Annotated in this window: 30 protein-coding genes and 2 tRNA genes; 15 read left to right on the forward strand and 17 right to left on the reverse strand. The window is 42.1% G+C overall.

Annotation, left to right across the window (positions count from 1 at the left end; genetic code table 11):
* Positions 1-77: 77 nt before the first annotated feature.
* Entirely contained in the window at positions 78-266 is a 189-nt protein-coding gene (locus SU86_RS01410; RefSeq protein WP_048186945.1) for a hypothetical protein, read from the reverse strand.
* 237 nt (positions 267-503) lie between these two features.
* Here SU86_RS01410 and SU86_RS01415 point away from each other — a divergent pair, with 237 nt between their 5' ends.
* Positions 504-908, forward strand: a complete 405-nt coding sequence (locus SU86_RS01415; RefSeq protein ID WP_048186946.1) for a hypothetical protein — start codon at positions 504-506, stop codon at positions 906-908.
* Here SU86_RS01415 and SU86_RS01420 read toward each other — a convergent pair whose 3' ends face one another.
* The gene (locus SU86_RS01420; protein ID WP_048186947.1) at positions 909-1,208 is read right to left on the reverse strand and encodes an ArsR/SmtB family transcription factor; all 300 of its coding nucleotides are present in this window, start codon (positions 1,206-1,208) and stop codon (positions 909-911) included.
* Between the two features lie 44 nt (positions 1,209-1,252).
* On the opposite strand from SU86_RS01420, the gene SU86_RS01425 reads away from it, so the two are divergent.
* From SU86_RS01425 to SU86_RS01440, 4 genes are all read left to right on the forward strand, one after another.
* Positions 1,253-1,648, forward strand: coding sequence for an arsenate reductase ArsC (locus tag SU86_RS01425; RefSeq protein ID WP_082096060.1), 396 nt, complete (start codon positions 1,253-1,255; stop codon positions 1,646-1,648).
* On the forward strand, positions 1,633-2,310 hold the full coding sequence (locus SU86_RS01430) for an MIP/aquaporin family protein (protein WP_048186948.1): 678 nt from the start codon (positions 1,633-1,635) through the stop codon (positions 2,308-2,310). The genes SU86_RS01425 and SU86_RS01430 overlap by 16 nt, the downstream gene beginning before the upstream one ends.
* Positions 2,311-2,868, forward strand: coding sequence for a DNA-3-methyladenine glycosylase I (locus SU86_RS01435; protein ID WP_048186949.1), 558 nt, complete (start codon positions 2,311-2,313; stop codon positions 2,866-2,868).
* Between the two features lie 81 nt (positions 2,869-2,949).
* The gene (locus SU86_RS01440; RefSeq protein WP_048186950.1) at positions 2,950-4,452 is read left to right on the forward strand and encodes a 4-hydroxyphenylacetate 3-hydroxylase family protein; all 1,503 of its coding nucleotides are present in this window, start codon (positions 2,950-2,952) and stop codon (positions 4,450-4,452) included.
* Between the two features lie 55 nt (positions 4,453-4,507).
* Here the strand turns inward: SU86_RS01440 and ureC are convergent, their stop codons facing one another.
* Genes ureC through SU86_RS01455 form a run of 3 tightly spaced genes read right to left on the reverse strand, consistent with a single transcriptional unit; the run spans position 4,508 to position 6,887 of the window.
* Positions 4,508-6,220 carry an urease subunit alpha gene (gene ureC, locus SU86_RS01445; RefSeq protein WP_048186951.1) on the reverse strand — a complete coding sequence of 571 codons (1,713 nt, stop codon included), beginning with the start codon at positions 6,218-6,220 and terminating at the stop codon, positions 4,508-4,510.
* Complete coding sequence (locus SU86_RS01450) at positions 6,217-6,579, reverse strand: urease subunit beta (protein ID WP_048189028.1); 363 nt, start codon at positions 6,577-6,579, stop codon at positions 6,217-6,219. The genes ureC and SU86_RS01450 overlap by 4 nt, the downstream gene beginning before the upstream one ends.
* Positions 6,580-6,584: 5 nt before the next feature.
* Positions 6,585-6,887: an urease subunit gamma gene (locus SU86_RS01455; protein WP_048186952.1), complete on the reverse strand. Its 303-nt coding sequence runs from the start codon at positions 6,885-6,887 to the stop codon at positions 6,585-6,587.
* Positions 6,888-6,965: 78 nt separating this feature from the next.
* Here SU86_RS01455 and SU86_RS01460 point away from each other — a divergent pair, with 78 nt between their 5' ends.
* Genes SU86_RS01460 through SU86_RS01475 form a run of 4 tightly spaced genes read left to right on the forward strand, consistent with a single transcriptional unit; the run spans position 6,966 to position 9,712 of the window.
* Complete coding sequence (locus SU86_RS01460; RefSeq protein WP_048186953.1) at positions 6,966-7,463, forward strand: urease accessory protein UreE; 498 nt, start codon at positions 6,966-6,968, stop codon at positions 7,461-7,463.
* On the forward strand, positions 7,453-8,145 hold the full coding sequence (locus SU86_RS01465) for an urease accessory protein UreF (protein WP_052755420.1): 693 nt from the start codon (positions 7,453-7,455) through the stop codon (positions 8,143-8,145). Before SU86_RS01460 ends, SU86_RS01465 begins: the two co-directional genes overlap by 11 nt.
* An 11-nt stretch (positions 8,146-8,156) precedes the next feature.
* Complete coding sequence (ureG, locus tag SU86_RS01470) at positions 8,157-8,807, forward strand: urease accessory protein UreG (protein WP_048186955.1); 651 nt, start codon at positions 8,157-8,159, stop codon at positions 8,805-8,807.
* Positions 8,804-9,712 (forward strand): urease accessory protein UreD, encoded by a 909-nt coding sequence (locus SU86_RS01475; RefSeq protein ID WP_048186956.1) that lies wholly within the window; start codon positions 8,804-8,806, stop codon positions 9,710-9,712. Before ureG ends, SU86_RS01475 begins: the two co-directional genes overlap by 4 nt.
* 114 nt (positions 9,713-9,826) lie before the next feature.
* Here the strand turns inward: SU86_RS01475 and SU86_RS01480 are convergent, their stop codons facing one another.
* The gene (locus tag SU86_RS01480; protein ID WP_048186957.1) at positions 9,827-10,480 is read right to left on the reverse strand and encodes a signal peptidase I; all 654 of its coding nucleotides are present in this window, start codon (positions 10,478-10,480) and stop codon (positions 9,827-9,829) included.
* A gap of 1 nt (position 10,481) precedes the next feature.
* Positions 10,482-11,204, reverse strand: a complete 723-nt coding sequence (locus tag SU86_RS01485) for a hypothetical protein (RefSeq protein ID WP_048189029.1) — start codon at positions 11,202-11,204, stop codon at positions 10,482-10,484.
* 101 nt (positions 11,205-11,305) lie between these two features.
* Here SU86_RS01485 and trxA point away from each other — a divergent pair, with 101 nt between their 5' ends.
* Together trxA and SU86_RS01495 are read left to right on the forward strand one after the other, a co-directional pair.
* On the forward strand, positions 11,306-11,638 hold the full coding sequence (gene trxA / locus SU86_RS01490) for a thioredoxin (protein ID WP_048189031.1): 333 nt from the start codon (positions 11,306-11,308) through the stop codon (positions 11,636-11,638).
* A gap of 52 nt (positions 11,639-11,690) precedes the next feature.
* The gene (locus SU86_RS01495; RefSeq protein WP_048186958.1) at positions 11,691-12,218 is read left to right on the forward strand and encodes a zinc ribbon domain-containing protein; all 528 of its coding nucleotides are present in this window, start codon (positions 11,691-11,693) and stop codon (positions 12,216-12,218) included.
* A gap of 12 nt (positions 12,219-12,230) precedes the next feature.
* Here the strand turns inward: SU86_RS01495 and SU86_RS01500 are convergent, their stop codons facing one another.
* Together SU86_RS01500 and SU86_RS01505 are read right to left on the reverse strand one after the other, a co-directional pair.
* The gene (locus SU86_RS01500; protein ID WP_048186959.1) at positions 12,231-12,596 is read right to left on the reverse strand and encodes a hypothetical protein; all 366 of its coding nucleotides are present in this window, start codon (positions 12,594-12,596) and stop codon (positions 12,231-12,233) included.
* Between the two features lie 35 nt (positions 12,597-12,631).
* Positions 12,632-12,994 carry a zinc ribbon domain-containing protein gene (locus SU86_RS01505; protein WP_048186960.1) on the reverse strand — a complete coding sequence of 121 codons (363 nt, stop codon included), beginning with the start codon at positions 12,992-12,994 and terminating at the stop codon, positions 12,632-12,634.
* 119 nt (positions 12,995-13,113) lie between these two features.
* Between SU86_RS01505 and SU86_RS01510 the strand changes: the two genes are divergently transcribed.
* Positions 13,114-15,537: a heavy metal translocating P-type ATPase gene (locus SU86_RS01510; RefSeq protein ID WP_048186961.1), complete on the forward strand. Its 2,424-nt coding sequence runs from the start codon at positions 13,114-13,116 to the stop codon at positions 15,535-15,537.
* A 28-nt stretch (positions 15,538-15,565) separates the two neighbouring features.
* Here the strand turns inward: SU86_RS01510 and SU86_RS01515 are convergent.
* Positions 15,566-15,637 (reverse strand) — tRNA-Ala (locus SU86_RS01515).
* A 78-nt stretch (positions 15,638-15,715) separates the two neighbouring features.
* Between SU86_RS01515 and SU86_RS01520 the strand changes: the two genes are divergently transcribed.
* Positions 15,716-16,936 (forward strand): adenosylhomocysteinase, encoded by a 1,221-nt coding sequence (locus SU86_RS01520; protein WP_048186962.1) that lies wholly within the window; start codon positions 15,716-15,718, stop codon positions 16,934-16,936.
* A 41-nt stretch (positions 16,937-16,977) separates the two neighbouring features.
* A complete protein-coding gene (locus SU86_RS01525; protein ID WP_048186963.1) occupies positions 16,978-18,363 on the forward strand; it encodes a dihydroorotase in 1,386 nt (461 codons plus the stop codon).
* On the opposite strand, the gene rpiA is transcribed toward SU86_RS01525, so the two are convergent.
* From rpiA to SU86_RS01555, 7 genes are all read right to left on the reverse strand, one after another.
* Positions 18,355-19,032 (reverse strand): ribose-5-phosphate isomerase RpiA, encoded by a 678-nt coding sequence (gene rpiA, locus SU86_RS01530; protein WP_048186964.1) that lies wholly within the window; start codon positions 19,030-19,032, stop codon positions 18,355-18,357. The two genes, SU86_RS01525 and rpiA, sit on opposite strands and share 9 nt — an antisense overlap.
* Positions 19,033-19,989, reverse strand: a complete 957-nt coding sequence (locus SU86_RS01535) for a hypothetical protein (RefSeq protein WP_048186965.1) — start codon at positions 19,987-19,989, stop codon at positions 19,033-19,035. It lies immediately after the preceding gene.
* Positions 19,990-20,157, reverse strand: coding sequence for a 50S ribosomal protein L37e (locus SU86_RS09465; RefSeq protein WP_082096061.1), 168 nt, complete (start codon positions 20,155-20,157; stop codon positions 19,990-19,992).
* 14 nt (positions 20,158-20,171) lie between these two features.
* Positions 20,172-20,402: an LSm family protein gene (locus tag SU86_RS01540; protein ID WP_048186966.1), complete on the reverse strand. Its 231-nt coding sequence runs from the start codon at positions 20,400-20,402 to the stop codon at positions 20,172-20,174.
* A 70-nt stretch (positions 20,403-20,472) separates the two neighbouring features.
* On the reverse strand, positions 20,473-21,174 hold the full coding sequence (locus SU86_RS01545) for a creatininase family protein (protein WP_048186967.1): 702 nt from the start codon (positions 21,172-21,174) through the stop codon (positions 20,473-20,475).
* Positions 21,171-22,007, reverse strand: a complete 837-nt coding sequence (locus tag SU86_RS01550) for a formyltetrahydrofolate deformylase (RefSeq protein WP_048186968.1) — start codon at positions 22,005-22,007, stop codon at positions 21,171-21,173. The genes SU86_RS01545 and SU86_RS01550 overlap by 4 nt, the downstream gene beginning before the upstream one ends.
* A 57-nt stretch (positions 22,008-22,064) precedes the next feature.
* Positions 22,065-22,152, reverse strand: a tRNA-Leu gene (locus SU86_RS01555).
* 71 nt (positions 22,153-22,223) lie between these two features.
* On the opposite strand from SU86_RS01555, the gene SU86_RS01560 reads away from it, so the two are divergent.
* Entirely contained in the window at positions 22,224-22,847 is a 624-nt protein-coding gene (locus SU86_RS01560; protein WP_048186969.1) for a hypothetical protein, read from the forward strand.
* The last annotated feature ends 14 nt before the right edge of the window (positions 22,848-22,861 follow it).

Consider the following 22,861-nt stretch of genomic DNA (forward strand, 5'->3'; position numbering starts at 1 on the left):
AGTCAAAACAATTACTGCGGCAACCAATACACCAACAAACGAATAAAATCCTAGCCTGTGTCTCGGAAGACCTTTCATCATACCACTATTTTTAGTGCATTTTCCAGTGATACAACATTTCTGTGAATGTGGTATTGTGGTTCGGTTACAGTCTGGCATTTTACGCACACGAACTGGGTGAACTCTTTTCCGCAAGCATTGCATCTTTCTGAATTGTCATACTCGCGCAACTCTACTCCGCACTTTTTGCATGAATCTATTCGCATATTCATTGTTGTTATACATGCGATATTAGGTGGGCTCAACAACTTAGCTGATTTCTAATCAAACCAGCTTAGAATCCCCTATGAGTTTGGGTGTGATATCCATACCAGCACATGATTTTTTAGCCAACCAAAATGTGCCATGTGTGCTCAAGCGTGCTCGGACAATCCCCTATTCAGGTCTGAGCACTGCCTGAGACGCATACAAAAATAGAAATGATTTGCTTATCAATCAGAATCATGGCCGAAAAGGGACTAGTCGCAAAATCACTTGACTTTATACTGCTAATAATGGCAGCCGTGTATTTTGTTGGATTTGTGTCGTTCCATCCAGAATCACTTCTACTAAAGGAGGCTCCATATCATATTCCACACGAATATGAAATTCACTTTGAGATATTGCTTTGGGTTTTCTTTGGGTTGTTGGTATTGGATTTGTATCTAAAATACAAAAAACTAAACAACTGGAGATTATTCATGCGAAAACACTGGCATGAAGTAGTAATGATTGCATTAATTCCGTTTTTGAGCTTTTTTAAAATTGCCAAGATCTCAGTCAAGCTTGTCAAGACACTAAAGGCATCAAAGAGTGGCTTTAAGATATTCTATAAAGCAAAAAAGGCCTCAAAGCATCTAAAAGAATAGCTAACAACAATTTGGCATATCGCAACATGATGCCATTTTTTGCGAGGTCTTGATGATATCAGAAATTAGTCTTGATACGTCTTTGCTTGCAATGCTGTACATTGTCATCTTTCCGCTGTCTCTTGTTTTTAGCAAGTTACACTCTTTTAGTGCGCGAAGGTGGTGTGACACTAGCGGCTGGTCTTTTTTTAGCTTGTTCACCAGATCATTCACTGACATTTCGCTGTTTTTTTGCAGCAGCTCTAGGATACTAAAGCGTGTGTCTTCACAAATGCATTTGAGAAGTAATATCGAGTTCATATAAATCAGAATTTATATAAATTAGGATTTATATCAAGTTTTTGATGTCAAAAAAGATTCTTTTTGTGTGCGTTGAGAATGCCGGACGAAGCCAGATGGCAGAGGGATTTTTCAGAAAATATGCACCCACAGGCTATGAACCATACAGCGCGGGAACCAAGCCAACTGGTGCAATAAACCCACTTGCCATACAGGCAATGAAGGAATCTGGCATTGATATCACCATACAAACCCCAAAGACAATCACTGATTCCATGATAAGGGAAGCATCAAAGGTAATCAACATGGGCTGTATGGATAGAGAATCGTGCCCAGCATTGTTTGTAAAAAATGTGTTTGATTGGGCAATTGAGGACCCAAAGGGAAAGCCGCTTGAAGATGTGCGCAAGATCCGCGATACCATAGAAAAAAGAGTTCAGGAGCTATGCAAAACACTCTGAACCTAACTAAAAGTCAAAAGATCTTTGTTGCCGAGCTGGTGGGGACATTCGGCTTGCTTGTCAGCGCAACCGGCTCTATCGTATATGATGGAAGCTTGGGTGGAGTTTTGGGAATTAGTTTTATTTCTGCAATGCATTTCATTGGTATTTTCTTGGTGATAATTCTGTTTGGGAAATATTCCATGGCACACTTTAATCCTGCAGTAACAATTGGATTTTTTATTGCAAAATACATTACCGCAAAACAAATCATTCTGTATGTTTCTGCCCAAGCAATAGGTGCATTTTTGGGCACTCTATTTGTAAAATACGTCTTTGGAGATTATGCCAGACTAGGACTGAACTCTCCAAACTATACCTATCCAGTAGGATTTTTCTTTGGAATTGAGATCATTGCCACTATATTTCTAATGGGGGCCATATTTCTTGCAACCAACATAAAGAAACTATCACCGGCATTTGTTAGCGCAATTATTGCCGGAACCGTTTCTTTGGATGTTTTTTTCCTCGGTTCAATCTCGGGAGCATCAATGAATCCAATTCGATCGCTGACTCCTGCAGTTTTTACTGGGGTTTTAAACGACCTGTGGATTTACTGGAGCGCTCCGTTCATCGGTGCTTCCATAGTTGGCATAATATACAAAAAGAGATTTGCAAAATAAATGGTAAAACCCCAAAATCGTTGTACTTGGGCGCAAGGCCCAGAGATGATCAAATACCATGATTCCGAATGGGGCATTCCAGTACATAATGACAAAAAACTCTTTGAGATGCTGATTTTGGAGGGTGCTCAGGCAGGCCTATCATGGTCTACAATACTAAAGCGAAGAAAAACGTACAGAGCAGCATTTGATAATTTTGATCCCAAAAAAATCTCAAAGTACACGCAAAAAGACATTGCCAGACTCTTATCAGATGAGGGAATCATACGAAACCGACTCAAAATAAAATCCACAGTAAACAATGCAAAACAATTCCTGCTAATTCAGCAAGAGTTTGATAGCTTTGATAGGTACATTTGGGATTTTGTGCAAGATATGCCAATTAAGAATAATTTCAAGGATATGTCTGATGTTCCACCATCTACTATTCTATCTGACATGATAAGCAAGGACCTCAAAAAAAGAGGCTTTAGCTTTGTTGGAACAACAATCGTCTATGCGTTCATGCAAGCAGTAGGGATGACAAACGATCACATCAAAAACTGTTTCAAACACTGAATTTTCGTTTTTAAACTAGTGCCAATGCTGCAATCGTTCGATCGCTAGTCAATATTTATACCAGTTCGATGTGATATTCACATGGCAATTAAGACTGGCCAAGATTACATCCAAAGTCTTAAGGGAAGAAAACTCACTGTCTATCTTTTTGGGGAGCAAGTACAAGATCCAGTAGAGCACCCAATGATTCGGCCATCAATTAACGCGGTTGCCGAAACATATGATCTGGCAGCACGCGAAGAAGACTTGGCATCCCCAATGTCCAAAATATCCGGAAAACGAGTAAACCGATTCTTGCACATTGCGGAATCTGCAAATGATCTGGTATTGCAAAACAAAATGCAAAGAAAGCTTGGTCAGCTTACCGGAACGTGCTTTCAGCGATGCGTAGGAATGGATGCGCTAAATTCGCTGCATTCCACAACATTTGAAATTGATGAAAAACATCACACCAATTATCACAAAAGATTACTAGCTTTTATCAAAAAGATGCAAGAAGAGAACTTTGTAATCGGTGGCGCAATGACTGATGTCAAAGGAGACAGAAGCAAGGCACCATCTGAGCAAGCAGACCCAGATCTGTTCGTCCATATCACAAAAAGAACAGCCGACGGCGTATACGTTACTGGCGCAAAGGCTCACCAAACAGGTGTAATCAATTCACACTGGATGATAATAATGCCAACCATACGACTGTTAGAAAAAGACAAGGACTGGGGAATTGTAGGTGCAATTCCAGTAGATGCTCCTGGAATTACGTACATCTACGGACGTCAATCATGTGATACCAGAAGTATGGAGGAGGGAGACATTGATGCAGGTAACTCACAGTTTGCAGGCCAAGAGGCAATGGTCATACTGGACAATGTGTTCATTCCAAATGATCTCATATTCATGAATGGTGAGGTAGAGTTTGCAGCAATGCTAGTTGAGCGATTCACATGCTATCACAGAAGAAGCTATGTCTGCAAGACAGGCCTTGGCGATGTACTAATTGGCGCAGCAGCTGCCATTTCTGACTATAATGGAATTCCAGACGTGTCTCACATTCGCGACAAGCTAGTAGAGATGACGCATCTAAACGAGTCCATCTTTGCTGCAGGCATTTCATCATCATACCAAGCACAAGAAATGAAGTCAGGCGTGTGGCTAAATGACGACATGCTGGCAAATGTCTGCAAGCACAATGTTACTCGATTCCCATATGAAATCTCAAGGCTAGCGCAGGATATCGCAGGCGGCCTTGTTGTAACATTACCGTCTGAGCAAGACTTTAGAAATACGACAACCGGACCACTCCTCAAAAAATACTTGGCTGGAAGGAAGGGAACAGATGTCGAAAACAGAATGAGAATTCTAAGATTAATCGAGAACATGACACTTGGCAGAAACGCAGTTGGCTATCTGACTGAATCCATGCACGGCGCAGGCTCACCACAGGCACAGAGAATCCAAATTGCAAGACAAATGCAGCTTGGCTACAAGAAAAACCTGGCAAAGAATCTGGCAAACGTAAAAGAGGATGCAGAAGAGAGCAAAGAAAACTCGGACTATTTCAAGCGGGTCTTTAAAATCCCAAAATAGATCCTAAGATATATTTTCAAAGTCAAAACATTTCGCTAAATATTACGCGGATGATTCAGAACAAGTTGTATAGTCTTGCAAGTGGCACACTAGTGGCTGGCTTTGTTGTAGCTATTTTGCTGTCAATTTTTACCTGATACGTCTCTGGATCGATTTCTATTTTTGGCGTGGTGTCATTGAGAACCATGTCTTTTTTGCCAATGTTTCTACAATTCCTTACTGCAAGGAATTTCTTTGAGACACCAAGCTTGTCCTCAAGGCCGTTTTCTAGTGCAAGTTTTGATGTGAATACAAAGGAGATCGCTTGCTTTGCTTTTCCCAATGCTCCAAACATCGGCCTGTAATAGACTGGCTCTGTGGTGGGAATTGATGCATTTGGGTCACCCATCAAGGAATATGCAATCATTCCACCCTTGATTATCATTTTTGGCTTTGCGCCAAAAAATTGCGGAGACCAGACTATGATATCTGCTATTTTGCCTGGCTCCAAGGATCCGACATATTCAGATATTCCATGAGTTATTGCGGGATTGATTGTTATTTTTGCCAAGTAACGCTTTACTCTGAAATTGTCATTGTCACCTGTTTCATTTTGGTGCCTCCCTGAGATCTTTTTCATCTTGTCTGCGCTCTGCCAGTTCCTAGTTGTTACCTCGCCAATTCTGCCCATTGCTTGACTATCCGATGACATCATGCTTAGTGCGCCAATGTCATGAAGTATGTCCTCTGCAGCTATTGTCTCTGCGCGGATTCTTGATTCGGCAAATGAGACGTCTTCTGGAACGGAAGAATTGAGGTGATGACAGACCATCATCATGTCAAGATGCTCATCAAGTGTGTTTACCGTAAATGGTCTGGTGGGGTTTGTAGATGATGGCAAGATGTTTGCCTCACTCGCTATTTTCATAATGTCTGGGGCATGGCCTCCGCCTGCGCCCTCTGTGTGGTATGTGTGAATTGCCCTTCCGGCAATTGCAGCTATGGTATCATCAACATAGCCACACTCGTTTAGTGTGTCCGTGTGTATGGCAACCTGGGTATCTGTCTTGTCGGCAACTCGTAGTGCCGCATCTATTGTTGCTGGCGTGGTACCCCAGTCCTCGTGCAGCTTGAGCCCACACGCACCCTCCCGTATCTGATCAATCAGTGATGCTTCTTCGGAGTCATTGCCCTTTCCCAAAAATCCAAAATTCATGGGAAATTCTTCTGTAGCCTCTATCATTTTGTGTATGTACCATTTTCCTGGAGTGCATGTTGTTGCATTGGTCCCATCTGCCGGACCCGTTCCGCCACCGATCATGGTGGTAGTACCGCCACAAATTGCGTCGATTGTCTGCTGTGGAGAAATAAAATGAATGTGCGTATCCACCGCACCGGGGGTGCAAATCAAATGTTCGCCAGAAATCACCTCGGTGTTTGATGATATTATAATGTCAACTCCGTCCATGATGTTTGGATTGCCAGCCTTTCCAATACCTGCAATCTTTCCATCCTTGACTCCAATGTCTGCCTTGATTATTCCAAGGATCGGATCAAGCACAATTGCGTTTGTAATTACCAGATCCACTGAATCATTGCGGCTAGTGCCACTTGCCTGTGCCATTCCATCACGTATGCTCTTTCCCCCACCAAAGACTGCCTCATCTCCATACCTGAGCAAGTCCTTTTCAATTTCTATGATTAGGTCCGTGTCTCCTAGCCTTACCTTATCTCCAATGGTGGGGCCAAAAAGATCCACATACTTTTTTCTTGGAATCTCTAGTGTCATGCGCCCCGAAATCCTCCCTTTTTGGCCTTCTCTAGTGCATCTGATTTCTTTTCAGACAATGGTCCATTAACCAGTCCACTAAATCCAAAAACGATTCTTTTTCCACCGTATTCTGTTAGCTCGACGCTTTTTGTCTCGCCCGGCTCAAATCGAATAGATGTGCCTGATGCGATATTGAGATGAAATCCATATGCCTGCTCACGCACAAACTCAAGGGCCTTGTTTGACTCAAAAAAGTGTGTATGAGAGCCAACCTGAATCGGCCTATCGCCGGTGTTTTTGACTGATATTGTGATTGTTTTTTTTCCCTGGTTTGCAATTATTGGTTTCTCAGAGATGAAATATTCGCCAGGTATCATATGCATCACACAATTGGATCATGGACTGTGACCAGCTTTGTTCCGTCATCAAAAGTAGCTTCGACTTGTATGGTGTGGATTATTTCCGGCACTCCTGGCAGGACATCATTCTTTGTTAGAACTCTTCTGCCGGAGCTCATCAAGTCTGCAACGGACTTGCCGTCCCTTGCCCCTTCTAGTATATGATCAGTTATAATGGCAACTGCCTCTGGATGATTAAGCTTGAGGCCTCTTGTTTTTCTCTTGCGTGCAAGCTCTGCTGCCAAAAAAATATGTAATTTATCTATCTCCCTTGGAGTCAAAAACATGCTTTGTTTTGATGGATCTTGTATTTAATAATTCTAAGAGAGAAAAAGTATAACTTTACAAAATTCTATTATTGATCATTGCTTAAGGTTGAAAAAATTATAGGAAATGTTTTTGAGAATCCTGAGCTTGCAAAAGAATTCGAGTCTAATTCATACAATGAAAACTACAAGACAGTAAGCATTTCACGCTATGATCTTGAAAAAACAAGACTAAAGCAAAAAGCATCTGATGGCACACAAATCGGGATTAATCTTGATGGTGGCAAAAAAATGGCGCACGGAGACGTGTTTTATGGTGATGATGTAAAAGTCCTAATACAACAAATCCCAGAGCAAACAATCTTGGTAAGGTTTGCAGGCCTTGAGCCAAAACTTCTCGTCCTAATTGGGCACATCATAGGCAATCTGCACAGGCCTGTCTCTTTGGAGGCTGATTCTATCTCATTTCCTATTCATGATAAAGGGGAAATTGATCTGTTTAGGACGCTATTTCGGGACTATGTGGATAAAATCGAGCTAATTATAGAGGAGAAAATTTTTCAGCCTCACAAATCAATGAATGTCCATGAGCACTGACTTTTCCAGCCTCAGTATGATGCAGCTATCTGACTCTTTCTTCCCAGCTGGGCTCTATACAATGTCAAATGGGCTTGAAACCCTATACCACCAAAAGATGGTAATCAATGCAGATGGCGTAAAAGAGCTGATTCAAACGTATTATCTGCAGCAAGTGGGGCCTGCCGACTGTGTAGCGCTTGCAAATGCATATGATTTTGCAATTCATGGGGATCTTGGTGGTGTCATGTTGGTTGATGATATTATTTGCAAAATCAAACTGGTAAAGGAGCAGCGAGAGGCATCGATGCGATCCGGAAGACAGCTCATCAAGTGTGTCTTAGCACTTGGGAATAACCCGCTCATCACACAATATCACAATGAAATCATAAAATCTCACACCCCTGGGACATATCCAGTATCTTTTTCCGTTGCCGCACAAGCATTTGGCATATCAAAACAAAATGCTTGTCTGATGTTGTTTTATGGATTTGGAGTGAGTATAGTCGGAGCTGCACTGCGCCTTGGAATAATACAGCACATTGAAAGCCAGCAAATACTAGACTCACTCAAGCCAATAATCAGTGAACAAGTAAACAAGTACATCTCAAAACCATATGATCAAATTTGGCAGTTCTCGCCACAAGCGGACATTTTTCAGATGCACCATGAAAAAATGGAAGCAAAAATGTTCATAACATAAGGAGAAAGACAATGCCAAAAAGAATCCCAAGAATTGGAATCGGCGGCCCAGTTGGCTCTGGAAAAAGCATGCTGATTGAAAAAATAGTTCCAGTGCTTGCAAAGCGTGGCTATAGAATCTGTGTCATATCAAATGATGTCATCTCAAAAGAAGATGCAAACAGAATCAGAAAAAACCTGGCAACAGAGCAGGGATTGCTGCCTGAAAACATGGTAATTGGAATTGCCACCGGCGGATGCCCACACACTGCAATACGTGAAGACCCCTCCATGAATTTGGCACTAATTGAGGAAATCGAGCAAGAGCATACTGAGCTTGACTTGATAATTCTTGAAAGCGGCGGTGATAATGTAATGACCACATTCAGTCCGGCTCTGGCGGATTATTTTATTTACATAGTTGATGTCTCAGGCGGAGACAAGTATCCAAGAAAGGGAGGACTCGGAATAGAATCATGTGATCTGCTGGTGATTAACAAAATTGATCTTGCTGGACTGATCAATGCCGACCTTTCAGTCATGGACAGGGATGCAAAAACACTCCGCAAAGGAAAACCGCACGTGTTTGTAAATTGCAAGAATGACACCGGCATAGAACAAGTAGTCAGTCACATTGTAGAGGATCTGCTTTTTGAGGAATTGCCAAAGGCGCATTACACATGATTCCACTAGGAAAGCTGGAAAAAATACCGGCAGAGTTTGAGCAATACCTACAAGATGATTCCAATATTGTTGAAAAAACAGGCATTCTGAAAATCTCACTAGAGATGGACCAAACAAAAAACAAGACCATAGTGATACATCAATATTCCAAGGCCCCACTCCTTACGCAAAAAGCGCTACATTACGATGTCGCAAATCCATCAATGGCTTATCTGTTTTTGATGTCATCCTCAGGAGGAATTCTCCAAGGTGATAGATATCACATCGAAATATCGGTAAAAAACAAAGGAATTGCAAACATCACCACACAGGGCGCTACACGAATCTACAAAATGGATTCCAACTACGCAACCCAGTTTGTGGACATTGATGTGGATGATAATTCCTATCTTGAATTTCTACCAGATCAAATCATTCCGTACAAAAAATCCAGATATTTCCAGCAAGTGCAAATAACTACAGGATTCGACTCTACATTGGTATATTCAGAGGTGATAACTCCTGGGCGTGTTGCCATGGGGGAATTGTTTGATTATGATCTATGTTATCTCAGGTTGACTGCAAAAAACAAAGGCGGCAAAATTCTATTCATGGATTCTGCCCGACTTGATCCAAAAGAGCAGCAATTTAGCCAAATTGGAGTTTTAGGAACCAAGTCTGTTTTTGGAATCCTTTACATCATAACAAAAAAGGAACAACTAGAACAAATCTCAACTGATATAGACGTAATCTTGGATAATGTTGAGACAATTGGTGGCTACTCATTTCTACCAGAAGACTCTGGGTTGGTTGTACGACTGATTGGGAATTCCTCTGAAGACATCAAAGCCGTCATACATGACTGTGTGAGGGTTGTAAGAAAGTACATCCTGAATTCTACATTTGATCAAATTCGGAAAACCTAGTCTTTAGGATCATAAAATAAATTGCAAAAATCATGAGCATCATTAATTATTCATCATGCAATAATGTGATAATGACAAGACCCTTGTATTTTTGGACTCAAAGAATCCTGAATTTTATTTTGTATCTTTTTCCGGTTCATCCTTTAGGGTGAGATCTGGATCCTTTGGAGCAACATCAGAATAGGTGTTGTCATCTGTCTTTGCAAATTCTTCAGTTGTGGCTTGGCTCTCCTTCGGCATCTCAGTCTCTATCTTTGACTCTTTTTTCTCCTTTGATTTGCCGGAATACTGTTTTACTACCATTATACCAATGATGACTGCAATTATGATGTAGTTGATTGGTGGGGCCAAAATTCTTGTGACATAGCCAATTTGCGGTACCACATAAAAGACCTCACCAATGTATTCCTCTTCAGTAATTGGATAGTCAGTTCCTGGAATTGAAATTGGGTTTGCATCACCCTTTGTGCGTATTGTTTTTGATTCCTGCCGATCATCTAGTATTGCCTCGACTCGGTGCACAATTACTCTATCATGTCCGTTTGGCCTGTTAAACACAATGATATCACCAATCTGTATGTTCTCAAATGGCTCGTTTCCATTTACCACCAAAACATCATACACTTGTAAAACAGGAATCATGCTTCCACTAGACACGACATAAAACGGGTTTTGGGTCCCAAAGACTACCTGCAGTCCAATCCAAATTGCGGCAACACCTACTGCGACAATAATTACGTCCTTTATGATGCTCTTTGTTTTTGTCATGCTATAGCTTGTTTCCGCAGCTTTCACAGAATTTAGAGCCGGCCTTGTTCTCAAAGCCGCACTTGCATGTCAGTCCACTTGACTCTGATCCGTCACCTAATAGAATGATCTCGCCGATTTTTTTGATCTTTGCCCACTCTATTGTTTGATCGGATCCGTCATTTTTGGTAACTATTAGGACAACTTGGTGCGATGAATTAATTCCGACCTGCTTTGCAACTCCGACCTTTTTTGCATTAGTATCATACACTGACATGCCGGTAATTGAGCTAAATGTAGAATTCGCTGACTGTGATATTTGAGGTGATGATGGTTCCGCGGTAACTGATGGTGCTGACTGCTCAAATGAAATGGTTGGGACCTTTGGTTGTTCTGGTGCAATTGGTTTTGCAAGGCCAACTTCTCCCTCTTTTTGGAATTCCCTGTATTCGGCAATGGTGGAGCCACATGTGGTGCAGATGTACTGTCCACGCTCTTTTAGGATTAGATTCTGGGCTACCTCCTCATTTGGATTTTCAAACTCTATTTTTGGGCCGCCCTCATAGTCTTTCTCACAAGTATTACAGAAATATTTTGAAATTAGTTGAACATCAAGCCTTCCAATTGGTGCTAAGAACAGGTCAGGCCCTCCAAGATTTCCCTTTCTTTGCTGATCGTCTGTTACTTGAGCCATTACAAATCCGCCTGATCCCCGTAGTTTTTTTAGGCGAAGCTCAGCGCTCATATTCTGCAATCGAGGCCAGATCCAATTAAAGTATATGTTGTTTGATCCAAATTCGACCTGAAGATATTTAGGGCTGATTAGATGAAGCATTTTTGATTAAAATGGCACTAGGTCACATTTCAAACGCAAAAGACTGGCAGACCAAGGTAGTTGACTCTGCCAAACCTGTCTTTGTAGACTTTTGGGCCGAGTGGTGTGGACCATGCAGAATGGTAGGACCAGTCGTAGAAGAGCTAGCAAAAGACTATGATGGCAAGGTAGAGTTTGTCAAGGTAAACGTCGATGAGGCAAACGAGCTGGCAGCAAAATACAACATCTTTTCAATTCCGACACTAATGTTGCTAAACAAAGGCCAAGTCGTAGCGCAACAAGTAGGCGCCGCATCAAAGGAATCATACAAAAACATGATCGAGCGCGCACTTGCAAACGCCTAAACTTTTCTTTTTCGATCCCAAATAATTAATATCCGTTGAATGGATTTTTGACATGTCACTAGGCGAAGTAGATACACTCAATCTTTTAGCAGAAAAATTAGACAATCTGTTCAAGGATTCTCAAGGATATTACGAGTCATTCTTGGATGCAAACAATCTCTTCAAGCAAGGAAAGATGACTGAAAAAGAGTTTTTTGAAAAACTTGGTGACTATACCGTCGCATATTCAGCATTAGAGTTTTTGGCAGTCAAGGTAATCTTTGAGCTCAAAAAAGCACTGGATAGAGCTGGCGCTGGCGGCATGGGTGGAACACAATCGCCTGGACTGATGCCGGGAATGGGCTCGCCTGGCATGGGAATGCCTGGAATGGGACGAGTACCAGTGATGCCTGCACAAACACCTGGCAGGCCGCCATCTGTAGTATCTGCACAGCAAGGATTCTCATCTCCTGGAACACTGCCATCACCTGATCCATCATTGATGCCAAAATCATCTGTATCGTCTGGCGGATGCAGATCATGCGGAGCTGATTTGCGAGCTGGTGCTAAATTCTGCACAAAGTGCGGAACTAAAACATAAAAAATAAAAAAGTTATTTTTGCCACATTTTTTGCCAGGTCTTTGCAAAGCTGTTCATTAATTCGCCATATGCCTTTAGCTGGTCCATTCCTGCTTGGTTTGTGACATTTTCCCAGTTTCTATCAAACTGTTTGAATGCTTCTAGTGCTGCATTGTTCATTGCCTTTTGCCAGTTTTCATGAAACTCTTTGATGGTCTTCTCGCTGGACTCACTTGCTGCCTTGAGCATTACCTCATTGTACTTTGATTGAATCTCACCGCTTGTCTTTTTGAGTGTCTCAAAGTTCTGTGCCCATTTTTTTAGCAGATTCGAGTATTCTGCCCACAAAGAATCCCAATTCTTTGATTTTGTAGTCTTGGCCGCCTTTTTCTTTGCCATGGTGATATAGTATAGTGATTTGAGATAAAGATTCTCTAATCCTGGGTTGCGCCGCATTCGGTGCAAAACTTGGCAGAAGCCGAAATCTTGGAGCCACATTCTGAGCAAAACTTGACATCAGAACCAGTCACCTTGTTGACATTCCCATAAGTACCTGTGATTCTTACTGCTCCTGTTGGCTCATAGTGTTCATCGTCTATGATCTCAACTGGTGCAAAGTCTTTTTCCTCAATGTATGCCAGAATTCGTGGTATGGTGTTGTCCTTGTCCTTTGGGTCCGGGATAATATCACCTAGCCAGAACGCATAGCGCATCAGCGTAAGCTCTGGTGTTGAAAACGCCAAAGTATGTGCAGACATGTAATCCTGAGCTGATTGTTTTCCGTTAAAGACCTTCATGGAGTGAATTTGATTTGTAGACCTATAATGTTTACTGGGAATATTTTACGAATTTTAGGCATCGCCTATTTACAATTGTAAAGTATTCTGTTTAACTATGGTTTTCCAGTAGGGATATCATGGCAGAGCAAAAACAGCTGAGGCGAACCGCACTAAAAATAGGTGGAATGCACTGTGCTGGATGTGTAAACTCAATTCAATACTTTGTATCAAAGCTGGACGGTGTCCAAAAATGTGAGGTGAACTTGGCCACACAAAAGGCATCAGTCGAATTTGATCCAAATATTGTAGGGTTATCCAAAATAGAAAGCGCAGTAAATGATGCGGGATATTCTGTTGTGTATGAGCGACTGACACTAAAGGTTTCAGGAATTACAGATTCATCTGATGCGCAAAACTTGGAAAAAAAGCTAAAGACAACTGAAGGAGTACATGATGTATCGGTAAACTATGGAAACAGTCAGGTTGTAATGCAGTATAATTCTGCTCTGATATCGCTATCTGATATTCGAAGCGTGATTGCCAAGTCTGGCTATGCCATAATGTCTGAAGACCTCTCCGAGTCTGCAGAAGAGCTGGAGGCAAAAAAGCTCAAAAAACTCCTAGGAATTGGGGTCTTTCTTACAATACCTGTGATGATCTTTGGCTATCCAGAGTTTTTGTCGTTTGTTCCTTTTGCTGGTAGTGATTATTCGGCATATGCCGTGTTTGTGTGTGCAAGTATTGTCCAGTTTGTTTCAGGAAGCAGGTTTTATTCCGGTGCATTCAGGATTGCCAAGCTAAAATCCGCAAACATGGATACGCTGGTTGTTCTTGGAACTAGTGCGGCATACCTATTTTCTGCATACAATACGTTTCCCACACCGCAATGGCACAACCTGTACTATGATGCAGCATCGCTAGTGATCACGTTTGTAGTTCTTGGAAAATATCTGGAGAACAAGACCAAGGGCAAGACCTCGTCTGTGATAAAAAAAATGCTCGAGCTGCAGCCAAAAACTGCACGAATCATCCAAGATGGGGCCGAGCTGGAAATTCCAATAGAGCAGATCCGACTGGGGGACATCATAATTGTGAGGCCCGGCGAGAGAATCCCAGTCGATGGGATTGTAATGTCTGGCCATTCAGCCGTGGATGAATCCGCAATAACTGGAGAATCAATACCCACTGAAAAAAAACAGGGTGATTCTGTGATTGGTGGAACAATAGCCCAGGAAGGTATGTTGCAGGTTAGGGCGGAAAAAATAGGATCTGATACTATGCTCTCGCAGATTGTCCGACTAGTTGAGGATGCGATGGGAAAGAAACCACCAATGCAGAAGATGGTGGATAGGATATCTGGCTATTTTGCATTTTTTGTAATTGCATCTGCTGTTGTGACATTTCTTGGATGGTATTTTTTTACCATTCATGGCGAGCATCATCTGGCAGCATCATTGATTCCAGCAGTCGCAATACTGGTAGTTGCATGCCCATGCGCACTAGGCTTGGCTACGCCTACTGCAGTAATGGTCGGAATGGGCAAGGGTGCAAGTCATGGTGTCTTATTCAAGAGCGGTGAGGCGCTAGAGTCTTTGGGAAAAATCAACACAGTGGTGTTTGACAAGACAGGTACTCTGACTGAAGGTAAGCCACAGATAACTGATATTGTTTCTGCTGATTCATCATACACTGAAGAGAGAATCTTGGAGATTGCATCAATTGCGGAAAAAAACTCTGAACACCCACTTGCAAAAGCAGTTTTGAGAAAAGCTCAAGAGAAAAACATTTCCGTAATTTCACCTGATGATTTCTCTGTCATTTCTGGCAAGGGTGCAAAGGCATTACGTGGAGATTCCGTAATTTTGGTCGGTAGTCCGGGGTTTTTGCAGGAATCAGGAATTGCAATAGATGCAATACTGGAAATAATCACAAAACTACAGGAGCAGGGAAAAACTGCAATCCTGGTTTCAATTGACTCCAAGCTAGTTGGTGTGATTGGAATACTGGATACGCCAAGAAAAGAGGCCGTATTTGTGGTAGACCAGCTACAAAAAAGAGGAATGAATATTGTGATGCTTACTGGAGATAATCAAAAAACAGCAGACACCATAGCATCGCAGATAGGAATTGACAAGACCATTGCAAATATTCTGCCGTCTGAGAAGGCAGACGTGGTAAAAAAACTCCAGCAAGGAGGATCAAAGGTAGCAATGATAGGTGATGGGATTAATGATGCTGCCGCACTTGCAGTGGCAGACATTGGAATTGCAATCGGCTCTGGCACGGATATTGCAATAGAGGCAGGCAAAATAGTTCTGGTGCGAAACGATCTTGGGGGATTGCTTGCCGCATTTGATATTGGCAAAAAGACAATATCGAAAATAAAGCAGAATCTTGCCTATGCCTTTTTGTACAATATTTTGCTGATTCCAGTTGCTGGGCTTGGGTTGCTGTATCCTGCAATAGCTGGTCTTGCCATGGCTGCAAGCTCGGTTTCTGTTACCGGTAGCTCACTTATGCTGAAGAGATGGAATCCAAAAAATAATTTGTATTTAGATTGAGAAAATGGCATAGTTTGGCATAAAATAGTGGACTGGGAGGGAATTGAACTCTCGACTTCTGCATTGCGAATGCAGCGCTATACCACTAAGCCACCAGCCCTCACATACCAAAAAACCTAGTTCTATTTCTAGTCTTTAGCAAATCATTAATCATACACTAAACCCAATCTTACCGTAATTGAGCAAAATCAAAGACCATACTCTGGCAGAAAAAGGCAAGGCCCAATACATGTGGGCTCGTACTCATATGCAAATTCTAACCCATACCGTATCAAGACTAAAAAAATCAAGACCGCTAAAAGGAGCAACGCTTGGAGTTTGCCTGCAAATCACAAAAGAGACATCCGTTTTGTTGGTGGGCCTACAAGAGCTTGGGGCCAAAGTGGTGTGCTGTGCAGGAAATCCACTTACAACCCAAGATGACATTGCAGCTTTTCTAGATTCTCAAGGAATCCAAGTCTTTGCATGGTCAAACCAATCAAAATCCGAATATGACTGGTGCCAGAACATGGTACTGCAACACAAACCAGACATCATAACAGATGATGGCGGGGATCTCACCATCAAGGCCCACAAGACAAAGCTCAAAATCCTTGGCGCAACAGAAGAGACCACAACTGGCATAACAAGATATCAGTCTTTGGCAAAACAAGGCAAGCTGTATCATCCAATCATTGCAGTAAACAATGCAAGAACAAAGATGCTATTTGACAACCAGTATGGTACAGGCCAGTCCACAATTGATGGCTTCCTGCAGGCAATGAATCTGCTTTTTACATCAAAAAAAATAGTAGTTGCCGGCTATGGCTGGCTTGGAAAGGGTGTGGCAAAAAAATGCCAAGGAATGGGTGCAAAATGCATCATAACCGAAGTAGATCCAATCAAGGCACTAGAGGCCCACATGGACGGCTTTGTTGTAATGCAAATGAGCAAGGCAGTAAAGATAGGTGATGTATTCATCACATGCACTGGAATGCGAGATATCATAACAAAGCAGCACCTCCTATCAATGAAGAATGGTGCAGTGGTGGGAAACGTCGGCCACTTTGATGTGGAGATTGACGCAAAATTCCTTTTATCACAAAAAGTACGACAGGTCAGGCCAAACCTTGATGAGTGTGTTTTACCAAACCACAAAAAAATCTATTTGGTCAGCAAAGGACGCGTGGCAAACTTGATTGCATCAGAGGGACATCCACCGGAAATCATGGCACTGTCGTTCTCAAACCAGCTATATTCAATACTGTACATTCTGAAAAACCACAAAAAAATGAAAAACCAAGTTTATCCGGTCCCACAAGAAATTGACGAGCAAATAGCACTTGATGCATTACATTCAATGGATGTAAGACTGGACAAGCTCACTCAAAAACAGATCACATATCACACCAGTTGGTAGAGATCAAAGAATAATAGCCAGAGTTTTTCCAATTAGTATAGTTGACCGTAGATTGTGTAATTGTTGATGCAAAATCAATCACTCTCAAAGGAATGGTTGAGCGAAATCTGGTAATTGATGACGGAAAGATAATTGATTTTACTACCGATGTCCCATCATGTGATAAAAAAATCAATGCAGGAGGACTGGTCGCAATTCCGGGTATCATAGACACACACGTCCACTATGGGGTTTATTCCCCAATAGGTGAGGCAGCAAGAACAGAATCAAAGGCAGCGGCACTGGGCGGTGTCACAACAATGATGCGAATGCTAAGGCTTGGCAGGCCATATCACACACATCTGCAGGACCAGCTGAATGCATCAAAAAAATCCCACTATGTCGACTATACAATACATGCAACAATTTTTGATGAAAAGCAGGCAGGCGATATGAAATACTGCACAGAGCATGGAATTACATCGTTTAAAATCTACATGAATCTTGGAGGCGAGGTCGGTCACGTCTACATGGACATGGACCCAGGCTCACCAAACCTCTTTGAGAGTACAGTCCAGCTTGAAACCAGCACAATACGATCGGTCTGCAAAAATGCGGCAAGCCTTGGCTGCCCTGTTTTGGTTCATGCGGAAGACTATGAAATGTGCGGATGCGGAATCAAAAAAGCAAAGCAGGACAAAAAGGACGGTCTTGCAGCATGGTCGCAAAGCAGGCCGCCGGACTCTGAGGCAAAAAGCATCAAAAAAGTTTGTGAAATTGCACGAGAGTTTGGCACAACCATGTATTTTGTGCACATTGGATCTGCCGTAGCACTGGATACAATATCTCAGGAGAAAAAAAAGGGAACAAAAATTTTTGTAGAGACATGCCCGCATTACCTGACACTGTCATATGAAAAGCAAAACGGATATCTTGCAAAGGTAATGCCGCCAATCAGAACCCACTCTGACAATGAAAAGATCTGGTCCGCAATGATCAGCGGTGACATTGATACCATAGGGACGGATCATGTGGCAAATCGACTCAAGCTCAAAGTCGGACAAGATGTCTGGTCTTCTCTTGCAGGCTTTCCAGGAATTGGAACATCTCTGCCAATATTACTATCCGAGGGTGTAAACAAAAACAAGATCAATTTGCAACAGCTTGCACATCTGTCCAGTGGAAATGCCGCAAAGATCTTTGGCCTGTCTGGCAAGGGCTCACTCCAAAAGGGATTTGATGCAGATATCACACTAGTTGATCTGAAAAAAGAGCATACCGTAAGCTCCGAGTTCTTTGGATCGTTTTCGGACTATTTGGTGTATGAGGGATGGAATCTAAAGGGCTGGCCAATAACAACAATGGTCAGGGGCAAGCTAGTGACTGAGAACATGCAAGTTGTTGGAAAACTAGGTCATGGGCAGATGGTTCAGCGAAACCTATCTTAGAATCTCAAACTTGCCGTTTTCTTTTGCCTTGTAGATTATGTCTGCTTTTCGCGTAAATATTCCAGCCTCAACTACGCCTGAAATCTGCTTTATCCTGCCGGAAAGCAATTTTGGTGACCTTATTGTGCCAAAATCACAATCATAAATGATGTTGCCGTTTTCAGTAATGAACGGATAGCCACGCTCTATTGTGCGAATCTGCGGCTTGCCGCCAAGTTTTTGAAGGAATTTTCTGACCGTGTTTCTTGCAAATGGGTGAACCTCGACTGGTACGGTGCGATTGAAATATTTTACAAATTTTGACTCGTCTGCCATTATCACGACTTTTTCTGCAGATGATATCAGAATGTTTTCTCGCAGTAGGGCACCACCTCCGCCCTTGATCAGGTTTTTTTGTGAGTCTATCTGATCCGCTCCATCAAACACGACATTGATCTTTTCTATCTGGTCCGCACTAATCAAGCGGATTCCGGCCTGCTCTGCAACCAACTTTATCTGCAACGATGTCGGTACTGCATGGATGTTTAGCTTTTTCTTTTTGATCTGGACTCCAAGCTCTTTTACAAATGCAGTTGCCGCCCGGCCGCTACCAAGGCCCAAAACAGAATTGTTTTTTACAAATTTTAGTGCGTCCTTGGATAATGCCTCAATGGCATCATCAAATGACAATTACTCTACCTCGGCCTGCTCTAATTTTGATAGTGTCTTCATTATTTCGCGTTTAATGGAATCAAGGTCATCCTCATCGTCTTCAACCTCTTCTGGTTCTGGGATGTTCATCTTTGGCTTTTTCTTTTCCTGCTCTGATTGTTTGAATTCTAGTTTTGGCGGCTCATCCTTTATTTTTTGTTCAATGTTGATTGGCTCACTCAAAAATGGCTTTGCTACCTGGGGCTGAATTGTTTCTGCAACTTGTTGTATGATTTCTTGTCTTGCCTCAATTACTGGCGATATGATTTCAGCCTGGGTTTGAATCTGGATTTCCGGCGTATCCACTGCTGACTCTATTCTTGTCTCAAATTCTACTGGCGGTATTGGAGCATCTGGGATCTCAGTTAGTGTTGCAAGCTCTATTCTTTTTCCTGGCTTTGCAAATGATTTGATTAGTTCCTCGATGTTTTGTGTAGTTACAATTTCAGGTTTTTGTTGTACTATGATGGGCTTTTCCACTTTGGCCTCGATTTTTTCCTCTTTCTTTGTTTCTGGTTTTTCTAATTGGACGGTTTGGACTATCTGAATCTTTGATGAAATGTCTGCCAGTCTTTTATCCAGCGCAGATAGTTTTTGGTCCATCAGGCTCATCAGGCCATCGCCCAGTGGGCCAAGGTCTGGATATTTTGATGCCTGTTCTAGTTTTTCTATTTTAGCCAGTATGATACCAAGCTGGTACTGGTATTTTGATAATAGTTTGTCAACTTGGACCTTGGTGAGTGTAGTCGGCTCGCCGTATAATCGTGAAATGGTTTTTTGTAAAATCTCTTTTTCTATTCGTAATGAGTCAATTTGTGCTCTAATGTGAGAGTTGGCGCCAATCAAAGGCATCTTGTTTTTGCCTTTTGGAAATTTGTTAATTGTCGCCGCAGTTGCAGCCCCGGCCAAAGAACTAATGACTAGAGCTAGTTCCATTTAGGCGTACCATTTAATCCAAGAATATTTTCGAATTCTTGCATCTGGGAAGCCACAGCTTGAACATCTGTGATGTCTCTTGTGATACGAGTTATTTCCACATCTTCTGCATCTAATGTGAGGCTTTTTTCTTGTAAAAAGCCCCATTGATGGAGTTCCACGAGTCATAAATCAGACACCACTTATGCTGGTGGGGGAGATATCATTACTACGTTATCTCCACGCACAACTATGGTTCCTATGCTTTTTGTCTCGCCCTCAGCTGGGATTTCCTCTGAGCTGTCGAGTAGCAGATTCATGTGCTGATCAAAACCTCTGAGGTTACCTCGGATGGTTTTGCCGCCTTTGAGCTTGATTAGAACTACCTTGTCGATGCTTTCGTCCAATACTTTTACTGCCATGTCAACTGACATTTAATTCACTTATTGGATCCCCTATGCTGTTAATATATTAAAGTTTCAGTAGTGAACAATAGAGTCTTAGTCAGTGCATCAACTTTGACACTGTTTTGGAGAGATTTTGCGTAATTTCGGAAAAAATTTCTTGTCCGTCTTTTTTTGTCGCCTTTGTGGGGTCTCCCCAGATTCCGTTTTTCGTTGCCTTGATGAACTGCTTTGATGCTAATCTTGAGACATGTTGTTTTTGTAATGTGGTCATGTCTTGAGTGGTGAGCCCCTTTTTGGCAAGTCTCATCTTTACTTGTTTTGTTAATGCCAGCATGAGTGATGTCTCAACAAATCCTGCATGATCAAATTCCCTGTCCATGAATCTCCAATAAGAAAACACAAACACCTTTGTCTTTTCATGTGTGATTTTGGCAACTTTGCTGACAAGTGATTTGAGCGCATTCTGGTTTCCATGATGGCCATTCAGTATGATGATTCTGTTTATGCTGTTTTGTCCCAAGGAAACGCAAAGGTCGACCAAATAGTTCTGCAAGGTCTTGTCTTTGATGCTCAGATTGAAAAATGGGGCATGCTCAAATGATACTCCGTACTGTATGGTGGGAAACAATAGCAGGCCGCATCTTTTGGCAACGTGCCTTGCTACCTCGGTTACTATGTCGGAATCCGTAGATATTGGCAAGTGAGCGCCGTGCTGCTCAAGTGAGCCTATCGGTATGATTGCTGATTTTGACTTTGTTTTGCGAATAATGGGATCAGTCAGGCTGCGAATCTCTGTCATTTTGTGTAGACTTTTCTCCAAGAGACTTCCAGTTTTCCCTCAAGGTGCATCTTGACTGCCTTTAGCAATGTCTGCGCCTCTAGTTCTTGGCCTTTTTCTTTTATGGTCTCCAGTGTATCTGCAGAATCAACTTTGAACGAGTCCTGAAATATTATCGGTCCCTGATCTAACTCTTCTGTGACATAGTGAGCAGTCACACCAACTATCTTTGTTCCTCGCTCAAATGCTTGTGCATATGCAAACGCTCCGGGAAATGCAGGAAGCAGAGATGGATGTATGTTGATTATTCGATGTGGATAACGCCAAACAAAGTTTGGAGTCATTATCCTCATGTATCTTGCTAATACCACCAAATCAATGTCGTATTTTCGTGAAACCTCAATTAGGTGGTCTTCTGCTTTTTGCTGCTCTTTTTCATCCACTAGGACAAATGGAATTCCTGCCTTTTTTGCATATGATTCCAATGTTTTCTCGGTTCCAACAATAATGCTGATCTTACCCTTTAGCTGGCTTTTTGCAGCTAACAGTGCCTCAAGGCAGTGTGGTTCCTTGGTGACAAAGACTGCAATGTTTTTGTCCGAGTTTATTTCATGATATACGCTTACTTCCATTGCAAGCTGCTTTCCCAAGTCTTGTAGTTCACGGTCGAATTTTTTTACATCAAATTCACGAGAAAACGATGCCTCAAGGTGCATCCCAAATAATCCTTTGATGACGTTTTGGTTTACCTTCTCAATGTTGCCTTGTTTTTGGAAAATCAAATTTGTAAATGACGCAACCACACCCTCGCGGTCCTTGCCCACAACTGTAATCCCTATTCGGATCTTTTTCATGGAGTTGTGTTACAATTTCACTTTATTAACTTAGGTCTGGTTTAGTATGATTCAGAATGGTGCGGGAGGTGGGATTTGAACCCACGAACCCCTAAGAGATAAGGGCCTAAACCTTACGCCGTTGACCAGGCTTGGCGACCCCCGCATCAATGCTCAAATTCTACACAAACTTATTGCTTACCATTTTGGCTAGCCGCCAAGACCTCTTCCTAAAAATTGAGGGAACAAAAACCAAAAAACAGATTGAATCTGCCCAAATTCGTTCTAGCTGCCAGTGGACTGTATGCCGGACTTGCCACTGCTTTTTCTATGATTGGATTGTTGCCGATCGCTGGCAATCTTTTACCAACGCCGTATCTGATAGGTAATCCACTTGAGGTAAGTGGGATCTCTGTTGAGCATGTGGTAGGTCATATCGTATTTGGCATGATAGCTGGCATCGTAACACTTAGTGTCAGATATTTGATTATTGCAGGTTTGTTTCCAATTGCACTTGATGCAGATCATCTAATCCAGTTCTTGAATTTGGAGGCAATCCCTAGGATGGGGCACTCGTTTGTTTATGCAGTAATCTCAGTTCCAATAATGATGTATGTTTTAGGAAAAAGGGATTACCGGCTTGGAGCAATATCGCTTGCATCTGTATTAACACATGTCTCGTTTGATGTACTTCTATCAGACAAAATCGGCAGCTCATTTCCCATCCTAATACCGTTTTCAGGTCAAACAGTTACTCTGATTGGATACGATTGGATTCTATTCCTAGCCGCAGCCGCGATAATTATTGGAATTGGTACTTTTATTGCAAAAAAACCCTATTCCAACAAAGCACAAATCTAACCCTACAAAACCAG

Source organism: Candidatus Nitrosotenuis cloacae (genome assembly GCF_000955905.1).
In the GTDB taxonomy this organism is placed as follows: Archaea; Thermoproteota; Nitrososphaeria; order Nitrososphaerales; family Nitrosopumilaceae; genus Nitrosotenuis; species Nitrosotenuis cloacae.